Raw genomic sequence first — 18,733 nt, forward strand, 5'->3', positions numbered from 1 at the left:
AGGTTACAGAGGAGAAGTCATAGAACAGGTAAAAAATAAGTTTGGTTATCTAATAAATGTGGTGATGAGAAACGATGGAAAGAAAAAAGATTTTAAGCCTATTTCCAAAAGATGGATTATTGAGAGAACTTTCGCTTGGTTTGATAATGATAGAAGATTGTGTCGGAATTATGAACTCCTGATGGAAAATTCAGAAAACATGGTCAAATTATCCGCTTTAAAAAATTTATTGAATAAAATTTAAACAGGCTCTTAACAAAACATTACATAATTTTGAATTGTGAAAAAGTGGGTTTCTATATTGTTGCTTTCTTTGTATTTGCTTTCAACGACTGAACTCAATCAGCTGTTGAAACTGCCTGTTCTCATCGAGCATTACGTAGAACATAAAAATCTGAACCCAGAGATGACATTAGTGTCATTCTTCAAAATGCATTATGATCATCCGGTAAAAGATGCAGATTACAAAACAGACAGGAAACTTCCGTTTATAATACACTCCACTCTTTCTTTGGTTTTTACCCTCAATACAAATTTTAGTTTTGAGATTTCTGGTAGTGATCATAAATACTACGGCATTCAGAATATCCCTTCTTTAGATGAAAATTTATACATCAAAGGATACTTGCATTCTATTTGGCAGCCGCCAAGAGCATAATTATTTTTCCATTTAAAAAATAGCTGATCTGAATATTATTGAGTATTCAGACTTAATTGATTCTGTAATTTAAATTCAAAAAATGAAAACAATATTCACAGCCATCTTTTTGGCTCTATTCTGCGTGTTAGCAAATGCGCAGACACGTCTTGAAAATGCTAAAAAAACCGCAACAGAAAATAAAGAACTTATTTTACTTAATTTTTCCGGCTCAGACTGGTGCATTCCCTGCATTAAGCTTCATAAAAACATTATAGAAGCAGAAGATTTTAAAAAACTGGAAAAAGAAAATGTGATTATCTACATCAACGCAGATTTTCCGAGAAACAAAAAAAACCAACCTTCTGCAGCTATTAAAAAAGAAAATGAGTTTTTAGCAGATTACTATAACCCAAAAGGTATTTTTCCTTATACAATTCTATTAAATCCTGAAGGCAAAGTTGTGAAAACTTGGGAGGGTTTGCCATCTGAAGATGCGGTGGCGTTCAGTAACGAGATCAGAAATTTTCATCAAAAAAAGTAAAAAGATGATGAAAGAATTTCGAAAATCCCAAAAGTTAATGGGAAATATGTTTGAAATTACAGTTGTGGATGACCGTGATTCTGTGGCCTTTGAACATATCGAAACTGCAGTTTTGGAAATTCAGAGAATTGAAAATCTGTTAACGACTTATAAAGATAACAGCCAAACCCATATTATCAACCAAAATGCAGGAATAAGACCTATAAAAGTGGATTCGGAAGTTTTTGAACTCATTGAAAGAAGCCTGAGAATAAGTCATATTACCGATGGTTATTTCGATATTTCTTATGGCGGAATTGATAAAAGTTTCTGGAATTTTAATCGCGATATGAAGCAACTTCCCGATCCTGAATTGGTAAAAAAACATTTGAAATTAGTCAATTATAAAAATATTATTCTTGATCAAGAGAATCACACTGTTTTTTTAAAAGAAAAAGGAATGCGAATCGGCTTTGGCGGAATTGGTAAAGGCTACGCTGCCGAAATGGCAAAAAGAGTTTTGCAGGAAAGAGGCGTAGTTTCGGGAGTAGTAAATGCATCCGGCGACTTAACAACCTGGGGAACGCAAGCAGACGGAAAACCCTGGACGATTGGGATTGCAGATCCCGATAACGCGGCACTTCCTTTTTCTTATATGAATATTACCAATACTTCTGTGGCAACTTCGGGTAATTACGAAAAGTTTGTAATGATCGACGGTAAAAAATATTCTCACACCATCAATCCCAAAACAGGGATGCCAGTTTCGGGTATCAAAAGCGTTACCATCATTTGTCCGAACGCCGAGATTGCTGATGCAATGGCAACTCCTGTAGGTATTATGGGCATTGATGCTGCACTCAATATGGTGAATCAGATCAATCATCTGGAATGTATCATCATTGATGATTTTAACAAAATTTATTCATCTCAAAACATCAATTTAAAATGAATCCTAGATTGCATTTTACGTTTTAAAAACAATTCAACTCAAATGAAAAAATTCATAAAAACAACAACAATAATTTCCTTTTTAATAACAATAGCTTCAGTACAATCTTGTACAACCGTAAAAGAATACGAAAAAAGCAAACTCAATGATGCAGAAATGGTTCTTGGTAACCGAACGATTGAAAAAACCGAACTCAGCTTCCAGTCATACCGCGAAGGTTCTTCCGGAGCGAATGCAGGTAAAGTTGGTGGTGGATGCGGATGCAATTAATTATTATCAAAATTTAAAATGAATTAAAATGAAAAAAGTAATCATAAGCATCATCGCTCTTTTTGGATTCTTCAATGCTCAGGCACAGGAAAATACCAGTTCCGAACCTTCCAAAAAATTAAGTCTGGATGAGATCAATCTCGTATCCAGCTACTACAAACAAGACGGAAACAATGCTGCAGTAACTGGCGGTGTTGGGACTGAGAAATTAACAGATATTTCGAACACCATTGATGTTACAATGGTAAAGTATGACAAAAAATTAAGAAAAAATAAATTTGATTTCAGTGTAGGGATAGATCATTATACATCGGCTTCTTCTGATATGATTGACCTCAAGGCCAATTCTTCTGCCTCTAGCGCAGATACAAGATTCTACCCTTCATTGGGCTGGAGTCGTGAAAATGAGACAAAAGGAAGCACCTTAATGGCAGGTGTTTCTTATTCGGGAGAATATGATTATCAGTCGATTGGTGCCAATATGGCATTTGCACAGAAAACGCCCAACAAAATGGGAGAATTCACTGCCAAATTCCAGACGTATATGGATCAGGTGAAAATGATTGCTCCAATTGAACTGAGAGGTGCAGGAGGAGAAAACGGTGGAACTAGTGGACGAAATACCTTTGCGCTATCATTATCCTATTCTCAGATCATCAATAAAAACTTTCAGCTGGAGTTTTTAGCAGACGGAATACAGCAGACAGGTTATTTGAGTTTACCTTTTCACAGGGTTTATTTTACGGATGGCTCTGTGCATCAGGAGGCTTTGCCGGATAAGAGATTCAAACTTCCTTTGGGACTTAGGGCCAATTATTTTTTCGGGGATAAATTAATTGTGAGAGCCTATTATCGTTATTATACCGATGATTGGGGACTAAAATCAAATACTATTAATATAGAAACACCTGTGAAGATTTCACCCTTTGTATCGGTAAGTCCTTTCTACAGATACTACTCTCAAACGGGCGCTAAATATTTTTCACCTTATCAGCAGCACACCGCCTTTGACGATTTTTACACCAGCAACTATGACCTCTCAAAATTCAGCAGCAACTTTTATGGCGCAGGCATCCGCATCAACCCTAAAAATGGACTGTTCGGAATAGAAAGACTCAATATGCTGGAGATAAGGTACGGACATTATACCAAATCAATTGGGATGAAATCGGATATTATTTCATTAAATTTAAGGTTTAAATAACCAAGAATGAAAATAGTAACAATCATTTTTGCAACCTGTTCAAATATTTTTTTTGGACAGGTTAAATCTGATTCACTCGATATGAGGAAACGAGATGTGGAGAATTACGCTCATACCGTGTATCAACCCAGCTACAAAAAACTCATTATCCCGACTGCATTGATAGGTTTTGGTGTCATCAGCTTAAATTCTGATGCGCTCAAAAATCTGAATCGTTCTACTCAATATGAAATCGGTGAACATCAGCCAAAACATATCAAACTAGATAATTACACCCAATATTTACCAGCAGCTTTGGTATACGGATATCATATTGTGGGACTGAAAGGAAAACACAATTTAAAGGAACGAACCATTATCTATGGTACTTCACAACTTATTTCTGCTGCTATTGTTTTGCCTTTAAAGCATCTGGTAAAAGAAGAACGCCCAGATGGTAGCAATCATCTTTCTTTTCCCTCAGGCCATACCACAACTGCTTTTTCTTCGGCCCATTTTCTTTTCAGGGAATATCAGGATGAAAACATCTGGCTGGCTATTTCAGGCTATCCTATCGCCATTTTTACGGGAGTCTACAGAACGCTGAATGACAAACATTGGGTAGGAGATGTGGTTGCGGGAGCCGGATTTGGTATTTTAAGTACAGAAATGGCCTATTGGCTCTTTCCCTCAGTAAACAAGCTGTTTAACAAAAAAGAATCTAAAACCACAACAATGATCTATCCCTTACTAGAACCAAAAAGTATCGGAGCAGGATTTGTTTTAAACTTTTGATATGCATTTAATAGAAAAACATTACGTCAACAGAGTTGGCTGGCTTCGCGCCTCAGTTTTAGGGGCTAATGATGGCTTGTTGTCAACCACCAGTATTGTTATTGGAGTGGCGGCGGCGCAACCGGATAGGAATACAATTGTACTTGCAGCCTTAGCAGGAATGATTGCCGGGGCAATGTCTATGGCTGCCGGAGAATATGTATCTGTTAGTTCTCAAGCGGATACAGAGAAAGCAGATCTTTTGCGTGAAAAACGAGAGCTGGAAGAAATACCAGAAATAGAACTTAAGGAATTGGCAAAAATATATGAAAAAAGAGGTGTAAGTAAAGAAACTGCCTTGCAGGTAGCAACAGAACTTTCTGAGCACGATGCATTGGCAGCTCACGCGCACGATGAATTAGGAATTAATGAGATTACCCAGGCACAACCTTTTCAGGCTGCGATAGCTTCATTTGGCTCATTTGCATTGGGCGCTTTATTGCCTTTTGCTATTGCAATGCTAGCACCTATCAAACAGATGGTTTATTTCCAATATGGATTTTCTATCGTTTTTCTAATGGTATTAGGAGCAATTTCAGCAAAAACAGGCGGCTCTAAAATAGCAGTAGCCGTGTTAAGAATCTGTTTCTGGGGAACAGTGGCAATGGGAATTACAGCAATGGTAGGACATTTTTTCGGAGTCAATGTCAGTTAGATGGCGCACATAAGCTCTCTGATAATTCTTATTAAAAAATAATTTGCATCTCTTGTACTGTATTGATATGTCATTGTTGCTTATTGGGCACGTCTGATTACTTTTACCAATTCAAACCAAACTACGGAAACAAAACCTATTAAAACGGCAATGAATAATTGTGAAAGGTTCAAGGTCTGAAAGCTGAAAAAGTTGGTTATTGGTTTTACATAGAGCATTAATGCTACAAGGGAAACTGTGATAGAGATAATGAGCGCAACCAGATTATTCTTGTATTTGAGTGTTGTGAAAATGGAATAATAAAACGACCGGTTGATCAACGTAAGAAAGATATTAGAAGTAATTAAAACTGTAAATACCATTGTTCTGGTTAATGCTTCATCATAGCCTTTTTGTACGCTATATTGATAGACTAATAATGTTCCCGCAGTAATTACCAATCCTTGTATAATACTGGTAGATAACTCCTTCCAGTTGAAGAAAGTAGTAGTTAAGGCTTTGGGCTTCTGTTGCATTGCATTTTTTTCTATAGGTTCGTTTTCATAGATAATAGAGCAAGTAGGCCCCATAATAATCTCCAGAAAAATAATATGAACAGGAGAAAATATATTGGGATATACCCAGCCTAGCGCCAATGGTATGAAAACAGTTAAGATGATAGGAATATGAATGGAAATAATATACTGAATGGCCTTTTTGAGGTTGGTATAAATTTTTCTGCCCATTGCAACAGCATCTACCATTTCAGACAAATCATCTTCCAGCAAAATCAGCGATGCGGCCTGTTTGGCGATTTCTGTTCCTTTTTTGCCCATTGCGATCCCAATATGTGCGGCTTTGAGAGCGGGACCGTCATTCACGCCATCGCCTGTCATTGCAACGATTTGATTATTCGATTTTAAAGCATTGATTATTTTCAGTTTGGCTTCGGGGAACATTCTAGTAAAGATGGTGTTTTCCGTTACACTAATTTTCAAGTCTTTATCATTTAACTTCATTAATTCTTCGCCTGTAATACAGTTTTCGTAACCCTTGAAACCAATTTGTTTTGCAATAGCTTCCGTAGTTTCAGCATTATCTCCGGTAATAATCTTCACGGCAATGCCTGCATTATAAAAATCTTCCAATACTTTTTGGATATTCTTTTTTGGAGGGTCATAAAATGCCACAATTCCTTTAAACTGAAACGAGAAATCCTGTTGCTTTTCCGGATATTGAGTTTCTTTAAAATCTGAAATACCCACACCTAAAAGACGAAATCCATCTTTTCCTAAAATGTGGATGGCTTCATTAATCTGTTTTTTTTCAGTTTCTGTGAGATTAGAAACAGCCATCAAGGCTTCTGGCGCACCTTTGGCAGCAATCACTCTTTGCCCCGTTTGATTTTCAAAAATATGGGTCATCATCGGCGGTTTCCCACCTAAAGGATATTCGTGAACAAGCTTGTAACTGGTTCTTTCATCCTGGTTCGCAGCATCTTTATAGACTTTATGCAAAGCTATTTCCATCGGGTCAAAAGGAATGGGTTCGCTTGCCCACATTGCTGCGGTAATGAGTTCTGTTTTATCATCAGAATCCCCTTCGTGAACGTTAAATATTGTGTTGGAGGACAGCAAAAACATTTTTGCTACCGTCATTTTGTTTTCTGTTAAAGTTCCGGTTTTGTCTGTACAAATTACAGTAGCACTTCCCAGTGTTTCTACGGTTTTCATTTGCTTTACCACGATCCCAAGTTTCATAAGCCGCCACGCTCCTAAAGCCATAAATGTGGTAAATGCAACAGGAATTTCTTCGGGTAAAATACTCATTGCCAATGTGAGTGACTGTAATAGACTTTGTAATATTTCTTTCGTATTCCAATAATTAATGCCCCAAACAATGACAAAAACCACAGCACCGGTTATTGCCATTTTCTTTACAAAATTGGCAATCTGTTTTTCTAAGGGTGTTTTTTCTTCCTGTATATTTTCTAGGCTGCTTCCAATTTTTCCTAATTTGGTGCCGTTGCCAATTGCAGTAATGGTAGCCACTGCTAAGCCACTGGCAACCGTTGTACCGCTGTAAATAAAATGATCCTCTTTGGATTTATCTTTAAATAAAGAAAGCGATTCGCCTGTTAAAATAGATTCATTGACTGAAAAATCATTAGAATGAATGATGCTTCCATCTGCGGTAATCAAAGTACCTTCTTCCACCATTAAACAATCTCCAACTACTAATTCTTCACTTTTAATTTCTGTGGTTTTACCATTTCGGATCACTTTGCAGTTGGGTTGGGAAAGGTCTTTCAGTTTTTCCAAAGCATTTTTGCTTCTAGAATATTGATACAGGGAAATAGAGGTTTGGAAAACAATGGCAAAAGATAAAAAAATACCATCTCCTGTACTACCGCTGACGAAATAAATAGAAGCGGCGACCAGAAGTAATATAAGCATAGGATCTTTCAAAATACGAATGAGGGTATCTATGATCGTATTTTCTTTTTTGTAATTTAATTGATTTTTTCCATACTTTTCCCGGGCCTTGGTAACTTCATTATCTGATAAACCCTGTATGTTGAAATTTTGAATAGACATTGTAAAGATGATATGATGTTGAAAATAAATGAAATTGCTCTATAATTTATTGAAAATCAATAAAGGAACCTGGGTTTGAAATGCGTACTCTACAGAATTGCCGGAATAGAATGTTCTCTCAAACCAATTTTTTGTTTTCCCTGTAAACATTACCAATAAAGAAGGAGAAAAAGGCATTTTTTTCAGTTGCAACTCTATGGCTTCCACCAGATTGTAGTTTTTCTGTTTTTCAACAATATAGATATTTACAGGATAATCTGTAATTTTCTTTATCTGAGTTTCTAGTGTGCTCCAATGTTCTGCTGCAACCGGATTTGATATAAAATGCAGCAGTTCTAAATCAGCATTCAATGGTTTTGCAAACGATACTACTTTACCGAGTTCATTTTTGTAATCATCCAGATCAGATGCATACAAGATACTTTTAATTTCAAATATCTGACAATCATAAGGTACCACAAGTACTGGTACTTTAGAATGGTTGATAACGTTTGCAGTGATGGTTCCTAGAATTCTTTTCATTATCCCTGCACCTCTTGTACTTATGCAGATGTAATCGTAATGATGCTTTTCGGCATATTCTATAATGCAGGCATTTGGTAAAATAGAAATTTCCACAACACATTCTATATCAACAGGCTGAATATTAAGATCTTCATATATTTTTTCTACAAACGGAACCAATTGTGCCATTATCTGTTTTTTCTGCTCTTGCTGATATTGATCCATCCTTACAGAATCCCAAGCGGAAGGTGTTTGCAAGTGGTGAACATTGATAAAAGTAAGCGCATATTTGTTTTGAGATGCTAATTGCGCAGCAAACTGCAATCCTGCTTTTGAATGATCAGAAAAATCTGTGGTAACAAGAATTTTTTTCATTGGTTTTATTAGAATTTGTATTGGTTTTTGGTGATTTTATAGGAGCTAAACTTGGTTGGTTGGCTTTTTTTTCAGGACATTCATTAGATCTTCCAGATAATCGGTTTGTATTTCTTGTATTTCCAGTAGTTTTTTATTTTGGTTTACCAGCAGATGGTCTATTTTCTCGCTCAGTAGTTTGATTTCTAGTTCGGCTTTCAAATTAATTTTGTAGTCGTGTTCTCCTCTTATTCTATCTTTTTGCTCTTGCCGGTTTTGGCTCATCATAATAATTGGAGCCTGAATGGCAGCAAGGCAAGAGAGAAGTAAATTTAATAATATAAATGGATAAGGATCAAACGGTTTTGTCGATATAAACAATATATTGATGAAGATCCAGAACATTATAAAAGAAAAAAACACGATGATAAATAACCAGCTTCCTCCAAAAGAAGCCACCTTGTCCGCCAGCTTTTCTCCCGTGGTAAGATCTGCCTCAATTTCGTCTTGGATATTTTCAGAAAGGATAGAATTATTTTTGATGGCATCCATCACATCGAGGTCTATGATCTCCAGCTCTCCCTTTTCTTCCACAATCAATGAGGTTAGGTATAATCTACGGTATTGATTGAGCTCGGTGATTGAGATAAAATCATCTTTACCAAACTCAGGGAATTGTTTTGTGATGAGAAGAAAGATTCCTGCCCGAAGATCTTCACCTTTCACCTCTTCACCTTCATTTATTTTCTGATGGTTGATGTAGCTCGTTTTCATTATGATAGATTTAATTATAAATTTAAAGTTTTTGCAATGGATTATTAATTCCGGACCATCACAATAATTTTCAACCAAACTCTCACTTAATCAAATAAAAAATGAAATGCCGAAATGCAACGAATTTTTGTCTGTCAATCTTAGTTTCCATTCCTGAAAATTATGTAATTGTCTGGCAATTGAGTTGTTTTGGTATTCCACATTATTGATCAATAAGACGTCTTTGATTTTGGTTGTTTCATTTAAAGGAAAATGCAATTCCTTACACTGGGTTTTCTTTTCAGAAGCACTATCAACGATCTCTACCGTCAACGGCTGTGTTTTGTTTTGATCATTCATAACCGTTTTTTATGATTGTTAATATCATTTTAAACCTTTCATTGGCTTTTACAACATTGGGTTTATGTGCAGGAATGATAATAGACTGCCCCGTTTCTAAAAAAAAAGATTGGCCGTCTATAACGATTTCTGCTTTACCTTCTATAATCTGGGCAAAGGTGTCAAACGGTGAGATTTTTTCTGTAAGGCCTTCTCCGCTGTCAAAAGACATTACGCTAATATTGCCTGTAGATTTTTTCAAAATCGTTTTGATGACGACAGAATTGGGAATATATTCTATGATTTCTACAGTGATGTAGGCAATTGATTTTTCGAGTTCGTTATTATCCATAATATTGATAGTGTGATGAATATTAAAAGGAAGTATTTTACTTCTTATTTTCAAATGATATTGTGAAGAATAATAGATTGCTAAATATCTTCAAGATTTTGCTTTCTTTTTTGCCCGAGTTGTTTATAGAATGATGGACTAAGCCCTGTTACTTTTTTGAACTGATTGGAAAGGTGGGCAACACTGCTGTAATTAAGTTTGTAGGCAATCTCGGTAAGATTCAGCTCATCATAAAGAAGCAACTCTTTGGCTTTTTCTATTTTATGATTGATGATGTAATGCTGAATGGTAATGCCCTTCACTTCGGAAAATGTATTGGCAAGATAAGTGTAGTCATAACCCAGTTTTTCACTGATATAATCTGAGAAATTTTGTTTCGGAAGTTCGTCTGCGTAATGCACCATTTCTATGATGACATTTTTTATTTTTTCTATCAGAATACTTTTTTTGTCATCCAAAAGTTTCAATCCAGATTTTGCTAAAATCTCCGAAAGCTGCTGCCTTTGCTCTTCGCTGGTTTTTTCTGGAGTTTCAACTAATCCCAATTCTATACTCAGATATTTTATATTTAAACTATCCAACGCATCCTGGACCACCATTTTGCAGCGTAGGCTTACCATATATTTGATGTATAATTTCATAACCTCTAATTAGTATTTGCATCGTATGATGATGATTTATGATATTAAACGGAAGGTAAGAAAGGCTTTTTGCCTGAATGAAAATTCTGGGAATTGAAATGATTACCTCATCATTATTACCAAAGGTAAGCTATTATTACTAAGATATACCGAAATTCTTTGGTCTTTGTTCAGAACCTGTCATATCTCTTATTTTCAAATCAATAGGCCAACAGATGTCCGCGAAAATTAAACAAAAAAAAGTGGGATATATATAAAATTAAGTAAAGAAAATACAACGGTTGTATCATAAAAATCACAAGCTTTGTATGGTAAAACATTATCACTTTTACTCACTTCCAAATTTTGGGGAAGGATGAAAAAATGCGTTTACAATAAGTACAAATGATGAGAAAGAACGATGTGTTTACATCACTTCCAATCTAGGATGAATAGAAAAAAGAAAGCTTATTTTCTAAGGTTAAAAAAAAGAATAGATTACAATGTAGCCTATTCTTTTTTTATATTCTAGCCTTCTAGTATTTTTTTCTTATCCTCATACTCCTGCGTTTTAATCTCTCCTGAGGCAAAGCGTTTCTTCAAAAGATCAAGCGGTTTATCTTTCTTCATTCTCTGCCCTGGGATGTTGTATGGGGTTGCAAAGATCCAGATGAAGAAGAAAATCCAAAGAATCCACCAAATGAAGTGCATTCCAAAATATTCATAATTCTCAAAGTAGTTCATTTTATTAATTTTTTAGGTGTGAGCGTAGAAACCAAGCCATTTTTTCGTGTGTTTCCATAACAGCTGTAATAAAATCAGCGGTTCCCAGATCGTGAAACCGATTTCCAAAACTATGGATATGCTCACGGAGAATAATGATGAGGCTGTCGTGATCTGCAAGCAATTCTGTGATAAAGCCTTTACTGTTATTCTTCTCTCTCGTTTGCTCTGTAAGGTGTGTTAGGCTGAGGTAAGATTTTAAGCTGGCAGGAGCATAATGCCCAATCGAACGAATTCTTTCAGCCACACGGTCTATAACTTCGTCTAATAGCCCCACTTGGCTCTCAAAAAATTTATGTTTTTCATAAAAATCAGGCCCTTCAACATTCCAATGGGCATTTTTGGTTTTTATGTATAACACATTTTCGTCTGCCAATATTTTTACCAATTCATCTGCCACCAGCTGCCGATGCTCATCTGTTATTCCTATTTGTACTTTCATAATATGTTTATTTAATGTATTTTTTATTTACTTTTTCGCGTTGTTTCTTCGCTTTTCTGGAAATAGGTTTCAGTGATTTTTTTACAATTTTTTCCATTTTATTGGTAAGCTCAGACCTGTTATTGGTAAGCACCCTGTTCACTGCTGCCAAAAGCTTGTCTTTCAGTGGTTTTATCACTTTCTCCTGTTTTAGGATTTTCTTTTCCATAATTTTTTGATTTAAAATTTAATTGAAACTTTTTGTAATGAATACAATGACGGGAATGCCAATTACTGTTATTACTGATAAAAAACTAAAAAGTACTTTTTGCTTCGTACTTTTTAGTCTTAATCTTATTTAAGTTCTGTTAAAAAGCATACTCGTAATCCACCGTCAGTTCATTTTTCACTTCCCAGATGCCGCGCGTTTTCCAGGCGATACGGGCAGCTTCTTCTTTGGCGTACCAAGAATGAACTGTTCCTTTTAAAGTCACTGCAGTTCCAGAAACTGAAACTTCAATACCATCATCATTGATGGCACTGCTTCTCAATGCATTTTCTATATCTTGCTGCTCAACTTTATCGTGAAATAAGGATTTAACTTTTATATTATTGGTGATTGCTTTCACACCGGGAAGAAGCTTTACCGCATTTCTTGCAGCTTCTCTTTCATAATTCCAGTGCAGTTCACCATCCAATGTTACTCTTCCTTTCTCTACTTTTACGTGTACCTTCTCATTCGGTACAATGTAGTCTGATTGTAATGCTGCAATCACCTCGTTGGCAATTTCCAAATCACTTTTCATAAAAGAATTAGGGTAATTAACTTCTATATTTTCAACAATGGCTTTTACTCCCAAGATCTTTTTTGCAGCTTCCTCGGCTTCGGATTTTTTGGCATAACTGTCAACAATACCAGTTAAAGAAACCACGCCATCCTTTGCTGTGACTCCTATTTCTGCTGAATTTAATGAGGGTTCCCATTTAATAGCATCCTGAACATCTTTTTGTAATTCTGCGTTTGTTTTCATTTGTAATGACTTTAATCGAAACTTCGTTGTTTCAATATTGTAAAGCTACATTTGATTAAAAATCAAAACATTACAAACCAATTAAAAAGGCTTACACCTATCACACATTGAAAACAATGGCAAATCTATTCGCAGAATAATGGATGTGTGATGTATATAAATTTTATGTATTAATGCACAACATCAATGATCTAATAAAATCCACCTTTGTATAGTAATAATGATATTACGTTAAACATTCTGCTGATGGAAACACATCTTACAAGGAAAATGAAATCTCCGAAGTAAAGAGATTGAAAACTAAATCCTAAAAACCATTGTAAAAAAATTATTCACTATAAAAAGATTTTTGCCCTCAGATTAAAAGCCTAAGCGAAACAGATGAGAACAAATTACTGATATGGCAAAAAAATAACGATAGCATAATTCATTTTCAAATTAAAGCCAATAGAAAATAGTCTATATGTTTTCTAAAGGTTTTAAGAAATGGATAGATGCTATAAGCGCTATCCTTTTTCTTTATAAAGAATGGAATTCAAAAAAAAAAACTTTAACCAAAAAAATAAGATGAAAAATTTATTAAATACCAATAGAATTCGATTGAGAGATTCTAAAAAAAACAAAATATTGCAGGATATTCAGTTTACTGCGTTGTTTTATATCCGCAGTACCAATGCCCATCTAGATAAAGACCTTAGCGAAGTATTGAACTCACTAAAGGAATTGGAAAACCTCAACAACAGATCGGGCCTGATCTTTAAAATCAATCTATTACCAAACACAAAAAACCAATGGATGACGATTCTTACAGAAATCAACAGCAGCTCTGCATTACTTAAAGAACAATTTATATATCTGAAGAAAAATATTGCCGAAAAAAATCCCCTGAACTCTTCTGTATTCTGGTTCCAAAATCAATCCTATGTAGACAGCATAACAGAAAACTATAAAAGCTTAGAAAAAATAGGTCTACAGATTCTTCCGGAAGAAGAAAAACTATATTGGCGTACTTGCATTTGCAATGCACAAGACGAAATTTTCTCACTAATCGCGTCTCTCACCAATATTTGCAAAGTTGAACTCGATTTTATTGAGAAATATATTCCAGATACAGTTGATATAACTTCACAACAGATCATCAATCGCATTCCAGCAGATTGTACTCTGGAAGAGGCTACAAAGTATCAACAAAATTATCATACTGTTTTAGACTATTACAATAATCATTATGAGAGGAAAAAAAATATTTGGAATAAATTATTTCATTTCTTGGGTAGAGATACTCATCATTTTCCTTCTGGCGACGGAATGCACTAATGATCATATGAAGATGGTTTGTTTTACAGGTTTCAATCACAATCAATTAAAAACAAAAAAGATGTGATAGATGTAAATATTAAACGGAACACTACAAACAATGCGATTATATAATCCCCATCTTTATATGCACTACTAAATCCATTATTATGTCTAAAGAAAAAGATACCAAAAAGAAATCAGACAAAACGCCAGCCACCAAATCTACCAAAGAAAAAAGGGTCGATAAATTGGCGAAAAGAAAAGACAAAGAAAACAATAGCAGACTTACAGATCTCTAAATGAAATCAGTTAAAATAAAAAAAGAAGGGATTCTCTTAGGAAAAACAGAATTGGCTTTTGAAGCAGATGGCGTACTAAATCCTGCAGTCATCAAAGAAAACGGAATCATACATTTATTTTACAGAGCCGTTGCCAAAGGCAATTTTTCTACGATTGGCTACTGCCGGCTTTCCGATCCTTTAAAGATTGAAGAACGTTTAGGATTTCCTATTCTTGCTCCGGAATATGATTATGAAAGGCACGGAATGGAGGATCCCCGGATTGTGAAAATTGAAGAGCTGTTCTATCTTACCTACACTGCTTATGACGGCATTAATGCTTTAGGTGCATTGGCAACTTCCAGCGATCTGAAGACCTGGGAGAAGCAAGGAATTATTGTTCCGCAGATCACCTATGAAGAATTTAAAGATCTGTCCAAGGATAACGGATCTATTCCTGAAAAATATGTTCGTTTTAATGAATTTCAGATCAGCCATAACAAGGATGACAAAAACGTTTTTATATGGAGCAAAAATCTCATTTTCTTTCCAAGAAAGATCAAAGGCAAATTCTATTTTTTTCACAGGATAAGACCTGACATTCAGATTGTTCTAGGGGTTGACAATTTAAAAGAACTGACGCCAGAATTTTGGACCAACTATTTTCTGCATTTTAAAGAAGATATTGTTTTGGCACCAAAATACAATCACGAATTAAGCTACATCGGGGGTGGCTGTCCGCCAATCGAAACAGAAAAAGGCTGGCTCATCATCTATCACGGTGTTCACGATTCTTTGAAAGGCTATGTTTATAGTGCTTGTGCTGCGTTGCTGAACTTGGAAAACCCGAAAAAAGAAATTGCGAGACTTCCCTATGCGCTTTTCAGCCCAGAAGAAAAATGGGAACTGAAGGGCGAGGTCAACAATGTGTGCTTCCCTACCGGAACTATTGTGGAAAATGATACACTTTATATTTATTACGGCGCTGCTGATGAACGGATAGCAGTGGTTTCATTAAGTATTTCTGAATTGCTGGATGAACTTATAAAATATAAGGTAAGTCTATAAAAATGAAGCATAATCACTAAAAAATGAAAAAAATGAAAATGGATAACAAAACAGATGTGGAAGAACAAATTGAAAGACCATCAAGGTTCATTAAAGAAAATATCCAGAGTGCGAAAGCTTTGCCGGAGATCCTTTTTATTACTTCTTTTCCACCAAAAGTATGCGGCATTGCTACTTATTCTGAAGATTTGATACAAAGCCTAAAAACCAAATTCGTAAAATCTTTCAAAGCCATTATCTGCCCGATAGAAACTGAAGATGAGCACTACGACTATGCTCAGAATACAGCCTATCATCTTAACACCTCAGACTACGATTCTTACATCCGACTGGCCAAGAAAATCAATAAAAGTGATGCTATTGAACTGGTGATGCTTCAGCACGAGTTCGGGTTCTTCGGTGCTGTACAAAATGGATTATCAAAATTCTTAGAATTGTTAGAAAAAGACATTATTGTCACTTTTCATACCGTGCTTCCAAAACCCGATCCCGGACTTAAAAAACAAGTGCAGGAAATCGCCCATTATGCAAAATCAATCATTGTAATGACTGATATTTCTGCTACAATATTAGCAAAAGAATATAAAATATCACCCGAAAAAATTAACCTCATCCCTCACGGAACACACCTGTTGCCATTAACAGAAAAAAGTTCACTGAAAGATAAATACCTGCTAAAAGGTAAAAAAGTTCTCTCTACTTTCGGATTATTAGGTTCGGGAAAAAACATCGAAACTACTTTGAATGCTTTACCAAAGATCATTGCTGAACATCCTGACGTTCTCTTTCTGATTATAGGAAAAACACATCCTGCCATTATTAAAAATGACGGAGAGGAATACCGCTTATCTCTAGAAAAAACAGTACAGGAACTACATTTGGAGAACAATGTACGGTTTGTCAATGCATACCTTCCCTTAGCAGAATTGCTAGAGTATCTTCAGTTGACAGACATCTATCTTTTTACCTCCAAAGATAGAAATCAGGCAGTAAGTGGGACGTTTTCCTACGCCATCAGTTGCGGTTGCCCAATCATTTCCACACCTATTCCACACGCATTGGAAGTCCTTAAAGAAGATACAGGAATTATTATAGATTTTGAATCGCCGGAACAACTTGCTTCCGCCGTAAACAAGGTCTTGAAAAATGAACAAATGCAGGAACAATTAAGTTCTAATGCATTGGAAAGAATGGCACCTACAGCTTGGGAAAATTCTTCCCTACTGCACGCTTTGCTTTTTCAAAAATTTGGAAACCACAAAATCCAGCTAAAATACAGTTTGCCTAAAATCAATTTGACACACATTCAAAATATGACCACAGATTTTGGAATGATCCAGTTTTCAAAGATCAACAGACCAGATATAGATTCAGGTTATACCTTGGATGACAATGCCCGTGCGATGATCGCCATTTGCCAACATTTCGGGCAAACCAATGACGATGAAGATCTGAAGCTGATCACTATTTATCTTGATTTTATAGAATTTTGTCAACAGCCAGACGGTAGTTTTCTTAATTACGTAGATGAGTATAAGAAATTTACCCCACAGAACTATGAAACCAATCTGGAGGATTCCAACGGAAGAGCAATCTGGGCTTTGGGCTATTTGATATCCAAAAAAACTGTTTTACCGGAAAATTTGTCTTTAAAAGCAGAAAAAATCATCAAAAAAAACCTTCCATTTGCCGAAAAAATGCATTCTACCAGAGCAATGGCATTTATCATTAAAGGCTTGCATTATCAAAATTCAACACAGAATATACCAGTCTTAATTACATTGGCCAACCGATTAGAGAAAATGTACGAACACGAGGCACAGAATAACTGGCACTGGTTTGAAAGTTACCTCACCTATGGCAACAGCGTACTTCCAGAAGCTATGCTTTGCGCCTGGATCTCTACAGGAAACAAAATGTACAAAAAAGTTGCACTAGAATCTTTTCAGTTTTTGTTATCAAAAATATTCGTAAAGGATGCTATCAAAGTAATCTCCAACAAAGGATGGCTTCAAAAAAACGAAATCAAAGCAGAAGCAAATGGAGGCGAACAACCCATTGATGTGGCGTACACTATCTTAACATTATTCAAGTTTACAAAATATTTTAATGATGAACATTATCCAAAAATGATGAAAAATGCCTTCAATTGGTTTCTGGGAAAAAATCATCTGAATCAGATCATTTACAATCCCGCCACAGGAGGTTGTTATGATGGTTTAGAAGAGAAAAATGTGAACCTGAACCAAGGTGCAGAATCTACCGTAAGCTATCTGATGGCAAGGCTTTGTTTTGAAGATTAAGGTTTTGTTTCCTTTTTCTTGAGGTCTTTTTCCTGCTTGTGTTCTGCTTTTCTGAAATAACCACGGAATAGAAAATTGTGCTTCAAGGCTTCCATATTTTCATTCAATTTTTCCGCAGCGCCTTTTACACTGATGATCGTAGAATCGATATTTTTCACCAATGTTTCATCTTTTGTTATATAATTTAAAGAACCTTTTCCAGACTTGATCTCAAAGACATAATCGTCCAAACTTTGAGAGATCTTGTTGATGTCTTTACTGGATTTTTCCAAATTAGAAAAAACATTTTGAATTTTTGCGCGGGATTTCGGATCACTTAGAAGAACTGCTGCTGCACTTTCGTCGTAGTTTATTTTAGAAATGATGGCATTGACTTTAGCCACAGCATCAGAAGCACCTTCTGCTGTTCTCTTCATTCCGGATACGGCGTAACGCAAGTCATTTTCAAGCAACGTATCGCTTAATATGGCACCCAAAGAACCTTTTCCTTCAACAATCTTATGGGTGATTTTAGCAAGGTCAGCAGTGATCAAAACAGCACTTTCGTTGGTTTTGCTAAAGGTCGCCATGATTTCATCAATAGTGACTTTTGTCCTCACCTGGATGTAGTCTCCTGAAACGACCATTTTACTAATTTTTTTTTCTCCGGGTACAAGGTTGACAACCATACTCCCAACCAAACCGTCCGAGGCAATGCTTGCCACTGCATTTTTTTTGATGAATTTGGCAGCCTTTTCATCCACGGACATTTCTACCGTTATTTTACCTTCCGCTGTCATCTGTATTTTGCCAACAGTTCCCACATCCACACCAGAATAGCGGACGTTGTTGCCAACTTGCAAACCGCTTACATCTGTAAAGATAGCCTTCAACTGAATATTACTGCTGAATAGATGCTGTCTTTTCCCAACTGAATAAAGTGCTGTGATCAGAAGTATGGTGCCAACGATAATAAAAATACCGACACTTATTTTTTTTGAGGTAGCGTTTTCCATCAT

The 18,733-nt window shown here is 35.7% G+C and carries 23 protein-coding genes; 12 read left to right on the forward strand and 11 right to left on the reverse strand.

Annotation, left to right across the window (positions count from 1 at the left end):
* The 8 genes from F564_RS0103445 to F564_RS0103480 all read left to right on the forward strand — a co-directional run.
* The coding region (locus F564_RS0103445) for a transposase (RefSeq protein ID WP_028121376.1) at positions 1 to 244 on the forward strand (244 nt) is incomplete at its 5' end.
* Between the two features lie 36 nt (positions 245 to 280).
* The gene (locus F564_RS0103450) at positions 281 to 658 is read left to right on the forward strand and encodes a hypothetical protein (protein ID WP_028121377.1); all 378 of its coding nucleotides are present in this window, start codon (positions 281 to 283) and stop codon (positions 656 to 658) included.
* 82 nt (positions 659 to 740) lie between these two features.
* Positions 741 to 1,181: a thioredoxin family protein gene (locus F564_RS0103455; protein ID WP_028121378.1), complete on the forward strand. Its 441-nt coding sequence runs from the start codon at positions 741 to 743 to the stop codon at positions 1,179 to 1,181.
* 4 nt (positions 1,182 to 1,185) lie between these two features.
* Complete coding sequence (locus F564_RS0103460) at positions 1,186 to 2,112, forward strand: FAD:protein FMN transferase (protein WP_028121379.1); 927 nt, start codon at positions 1,186 to 1,188, stop codon at positions 2,110 to 2,112.
* Positions 2,113 to 2,154: 42 nt separating this feature from the next.
* The gene (locus F564_RS0103465; protein ID WP_028121380.1) at positions 2,155 to 2,382 is read left to right on the forward strand and encodes a DUF4266 domain-containing protein; all 228 of its coding nucleotides are present in this window, start codon (positions 2,155 to 2,157) and stop codon (positions 2,380 to 2,382) included.
* Positions 2,383 to 2,410: 28 nt separating this feature from the next.
* On the forward strand, positions 2,411 to 3,586 hold the full coding sequence (locus F564_RS0103470; protein ID WP_028121381.1) for a DUF3570 domain-containing protein: 1,176 nt from the start codon (positions 2,411 to 2,413) through the stop codon (positions 3,584 to 3,586).
* 6 nt (positions 3,587 to 3,592) lie between these two features.
* The gene (locus F564_RS0103475) at positions 3,593 to 4,360 is read left to right on the forward strand and encodes a phosphatase PAP2 family protein (protein WP_028121382.1); all 768 of its coding nucleotides are present in this window, start codon (positions 3,593 to 3,595) and stop codon (positions 4,358 to 4,360) included.
* 1 nt (position 4,361) lies between these two features.
* Positions 4,362 to 5,054 carry a VIT1/CCC1 transporter family protein gene (locus F564_RS0103480; RefSeq protein ID WP_028121383.1) on the forward strand — a complete coding sequence of 231 codons (693 nt, stop codon included), beginning with the start codon at positions 4,362 to 4,364 and terminating at the stop codon, positions 5,052 to 5,054.
* A gap of 80 nt (positions 5,055 to 5,134) precedes the next feature.
* Here F564_RS0103480 and F564_RS0103485 read toward each other — a convergent pair whose 3' ends face one another.
* The 10 genes from F564_RS0103485 to F564_RS0103530 form a co-directional block, all read right to left on the reverse strand.
* Positions 5,135 to 7,630: a cation-translocating P-type ATPase gene (locus F564_RS0103485; RefSeq protein WP_028121384.1), complete on the reverse strand. Its 2,496-nt coding sequence runs from the start codon at positions 7,628 to 7,630 to the stop codon at positions 5,135 to 5,137.
* Between the two features lie 39 nt (positions 7,631 to 7,669).
* Positions 7,670 to 8,509 carry a universal stress protein gene (locus F564_RS0103490; RefSeq protein ID WP_028121385.1) on the reverse strand — a complete coding sequence of 280 codons (840 nt, stop codon included), beginning with the start codon at positions 8,507 to 8,509 and terminating at the stop codon, positions 7,670 to 7,672.
* Positions 8,510 to 8,554: 45 nt separating this feature from the next.
* Positions 8,555 to 9,262: a DUF1003 domain-containing protein gene (locus F564_RS0103495; RefSeq protein WP_028121386.1), complete on the reverse strand. Its 708-nt coding sequence runs from the start codon at positions 9,260 to 9,262 to the stop codon at positions 8,555 to 8,557.
* 90 nt (positions 9,263 to 9,352) lie between these two features.
* Positions 9,353 to 9,601, reverse strand: coding sequence for a hypothetical protein (locus tag F564_RS0103500; RefSeq protein WP_028121387.1), 249 nt, complete (start codon positions 9,599 to 9,601; stop codon positions 9,353 to 9,355).
* Complete coding sequence (locus F564_RS0103505; protein ID WP_028121388.1) at positions 9,594 to 9,932, reverse strand: cupin domain-containing protein; 339 nt, start codon at positions 9,930 to 9,932, stop codon at positions 9,594 to 9,596. Before F564_RS0103505 ends, F564_RS0103500 begins: the two co-directional genes overlap by 8 nt.
* 80 nt (positions 9,933 to 10,012) lie before the next feature.
* Complete coding sequence (locus F564_RS0103510) at positions 10,013 to 10,573, reverse strand: helix-turn-helix domain-containing protein (RefSeq protein WP_051259553.1); 561 nt, start codon at positions 10,571 to 10,573, stop codon at positions 10,013 to 10,015.
* 507 nt (positions 10,574 to 11,080) lie between these two features.
* On the reverse strand, positions 11,081 to 11,296 hold the full coding sequence (locus F564_RS0103515) for an SHOCT domain-containing protein (RefSeq protein WP_028121390.1): 216 nt from the start codon (positions 11,294 to 11,296) through the stop codon (positions 11,081 to 11,083).
* A gap of 4 nt (positions 11,297 to 11,300) precedes the next feature.
* Positions 11,301 to 11,777, reverse strand: a complete 477-nt coding sequence (locus tag F564_RS0103520; protein ID WP_028121391.1) for a Dps family protein — start codon at positions 11,775 to 11,777, stop codon at positions 11,301 to 11,303.
* Between the two features lie 7 nt (positions 11,778 to 11,784).
* Positions 11,785 to 11,985, reverse strand: coding sequence for a hypothetical protein (locus F564_RS0103525; RefSeq protein WP_028121392.1), 201 nt, complete (start codon positions 11,983 to 11,985; stop codon positions 11,785 to 11,787).
* Between the two features lie 139 nt (positions 11,986 to 12,124).
* Positions 12,125 to 12,787, reverse strand: coding sequence for a BON domain-containing protein (locus F564_RS0103530; protein ID WP_028121393.1), 663 nt, complete (start codon positions 12,785 to 12,787; stop codon positions 12,125 to 12,127).
* Positions 12,788 to 13,354: 567 nt separating this feature from the next.
* Between F564_RS0103530 and F564_RS0103535 the strand changes: the two genes are divergently transcribed.
* The 4 genes from F564_RS0103535 (at position 13,355) to F564_RS0103550 (ending at position 17,735) form a co-directional block, all read left to right on the forward strand.
* Entirely contained in the window at positions 13,355 to 14,104 is a 750-nt protein-coding gene (locus tag F564_RS0103535; protein ID WP_154656798.1) for a hypothetical protein, read from the forward strand.
* Between the two features lie 149 nt (positions 14,105 to 14,253).
* Positions 14,254 to 14,385, forward strand: coding sequence for a hypothetical protein (locus F564_RS21085; RefSeq protein ID WP_262484469.1), 132 nt, complete (start codon positions 14,254 to 14,256; stop codon positions 14,383 to 14,385).
* Positions 14,386 to 15,432, forward strand: coding sequence for a glycoside hydrolase family 130 protein (locus tag F564_RS0103545; protein ID WP_028121395.1), 1,047 nt, complete (start codon positions 14,386 to 14,388; stop codon positions 15,430 to 15,432).
* 23 nt (positions 15,433 to 15,455) lie between these two features.
* Positions 15,456 to 17,735: a glycosyltransferase gene (locus F564_RS0103550; RefSeq protein ID WP_154656799.1), complete on the forward strand. Its 2,280-nt coding sequence runs from the start codon at positions 15,456 to 15,458 to the stop codon at positions 17,733 to 17,735.
* On the opposite strand, the gene F564_RS0103555 is transcribed toward F564_RS0103550, so the two are convergent.
* Positions 17,732 to 18,730: an MlaD family protein gene (locus tag F564_RS0103555; protein ID WP_028121397.1), complete on the reverse strand. Its 999-nt coding sequence runs from the start codon at positions 18,728 to 18,730 to the stop codon at positions 17,732 to 17,734. The two genes, F564_RS0103550 and F564_RS0103555, sit on opposite strands and share 4 nt — an antisense overlap.
* Positions 18,731 to 18,733: the final 3 nt, after the last annotated feature.

Source organism: Epilithonimonas tenax DSM 16811 (genome assembly GCF_000428485.1).
Taxonomy (GTDB): domain Bacteria; phylum Bacteroidota; class Bacteroidia; order Flavobacteriales; family Weeksellaceae; genus Epilithonimonas; species Epilithonimonas tenax.

Coding starts and splice junctions, on each gene's coding strand:
- F564_RS0103470 (WP_028121381.1), top strand. CDS start 2,411: ATGAAAAAAGTAATCATAAGCATCATCGCTCTTTTTGGATTCTTCAAT.
- F564_RS0103510 (WP_051259553.1), bottom strand. CDS start 10,573: ATGAAATTATACATCAAATATATGGTAAGCCTACGCTGCAAAATGGTG.
- F564_RS0103500 (WP_028121387.1), bottom strand. CDS start 9,601: ATGAATGATCAAAACAAAACACAGCCGTTGACGGTAGAGATCGTTGAT.
- F564_RS0103505 (WP_028121388.1), bottom strand. CDS start 9,932: ATGGATAATAACGAACTCGAAAAATCAATTGCCTACATCACTGTAGAA.
- F564_RS0103455 (WP_028121378.1), top strand. CDS start 741: ATGAAAACAATATTCACAGCCATCTTTTTGGCTCTATTCTGCGTGTTA.
- F564_RS0103555 (WP_028121397.1), bottom strand. CDS start 18,730: ATGGAAAACGCTACCTCAAAAAAAATAAGTGTCGGTATTTTTATTATC.
- F564_RS0103495 (WP_028121386.1), bottom strand. CDS start 9,262: ATGAAAACGAGCTACATCAACCATCAGAAAATAAATGAAGGTGAAGAG.
- F564_RS0103485 (WP_028121384.1), bottom strand. CDS start 7,630: ATGTCTATTCAAAATTTCAACATACAGGGTTTATCAGATAATGAAGTT.
- F564_RS0103520 (WP_028121391.1), bottom strand. CDS start 11,777: ATGAAAGTACAAATAGGAATAACAGATGAGCATCGGCAGCTGGTGGCA.
- F564_RS0103535 (WP_154656798.1), top strand. CDS start 13,355: ATGAAAAATTTATTAAATACCAATAGAATTCGATTGAGAGATTCTAAA.
- F564_RS0103530 (WP_028121393.1), bottom strand. CDS start 12,787: ATGAAAACAAACGCAGAATTACAAAAAGATGTTCAGGATGCTATTAAA.
- F564_RS0103475 (WP_028121382.1), top strand. CDS start 3,593: ATGAAAATAGTAACAATCATTTTTGCAACCTGTTCAAATATTTTTTTT.
- F564_RS0103490 (WP_028121385.1), bottom strand. CDS start 8,509: ATGAAAAAAATTCTTGTTACCACAGATTTTTCTGATCATTCAAAAGCA.
- F564_RS0103465 (WP_028121380.1), top strand. CDS start 2,155: ATGAAAAAATTCATAAAAACAACAACAATAATTTCCTTTTTAATAACA.
- F564_RS21085 (WP_262484469.1), top strand. CDS start 14,254: ATGTCTAAAGAAAAAGATACCAAAAAGAAATCAGACAAAACGCCAGCC.
- F564_RS0103480 (WP_028121383.1), top strand. CDS start 4,362: ATGCATTTAATAGAAAAACATTACGTCAACAGAGTTGGCTGGCTTCGC.
- F564_RS0103460 (WP_028121379.1), top strand. CDS start 1,186: ATGATGAAAGAATTTCGAAAATCCCAAAAGTTAATGGGAAATATGTTT.
- F564_RS0103525 (WP_028121392.1), bottom strand. CDS start 11,985: ATGGAAAAGAAAATCCTAAAACAGGAGAAAGTGATAAAACCACTGAAA.
- F564_RS0103515 (WP_028121390.1), bottom strand. CDS start 11,296: ATGAACTACTTTGAGAATTATGAATATTTTGGAATGCACTTCATTTGG.
- F564_RS0103550 (WP_154656799.1), top strand. CDS start 15,456: ATGAAAAAAATGAAAATGGATAACAAAACAGATGTGGAAGAACAAATT.
- F564_RS0103545 (WP_028121395.1), top strand. CDS start 14,386: ATGAAATCAGTTAAAATAAAAAAAGAAGGGATTCTCTTAGGAAAAACA.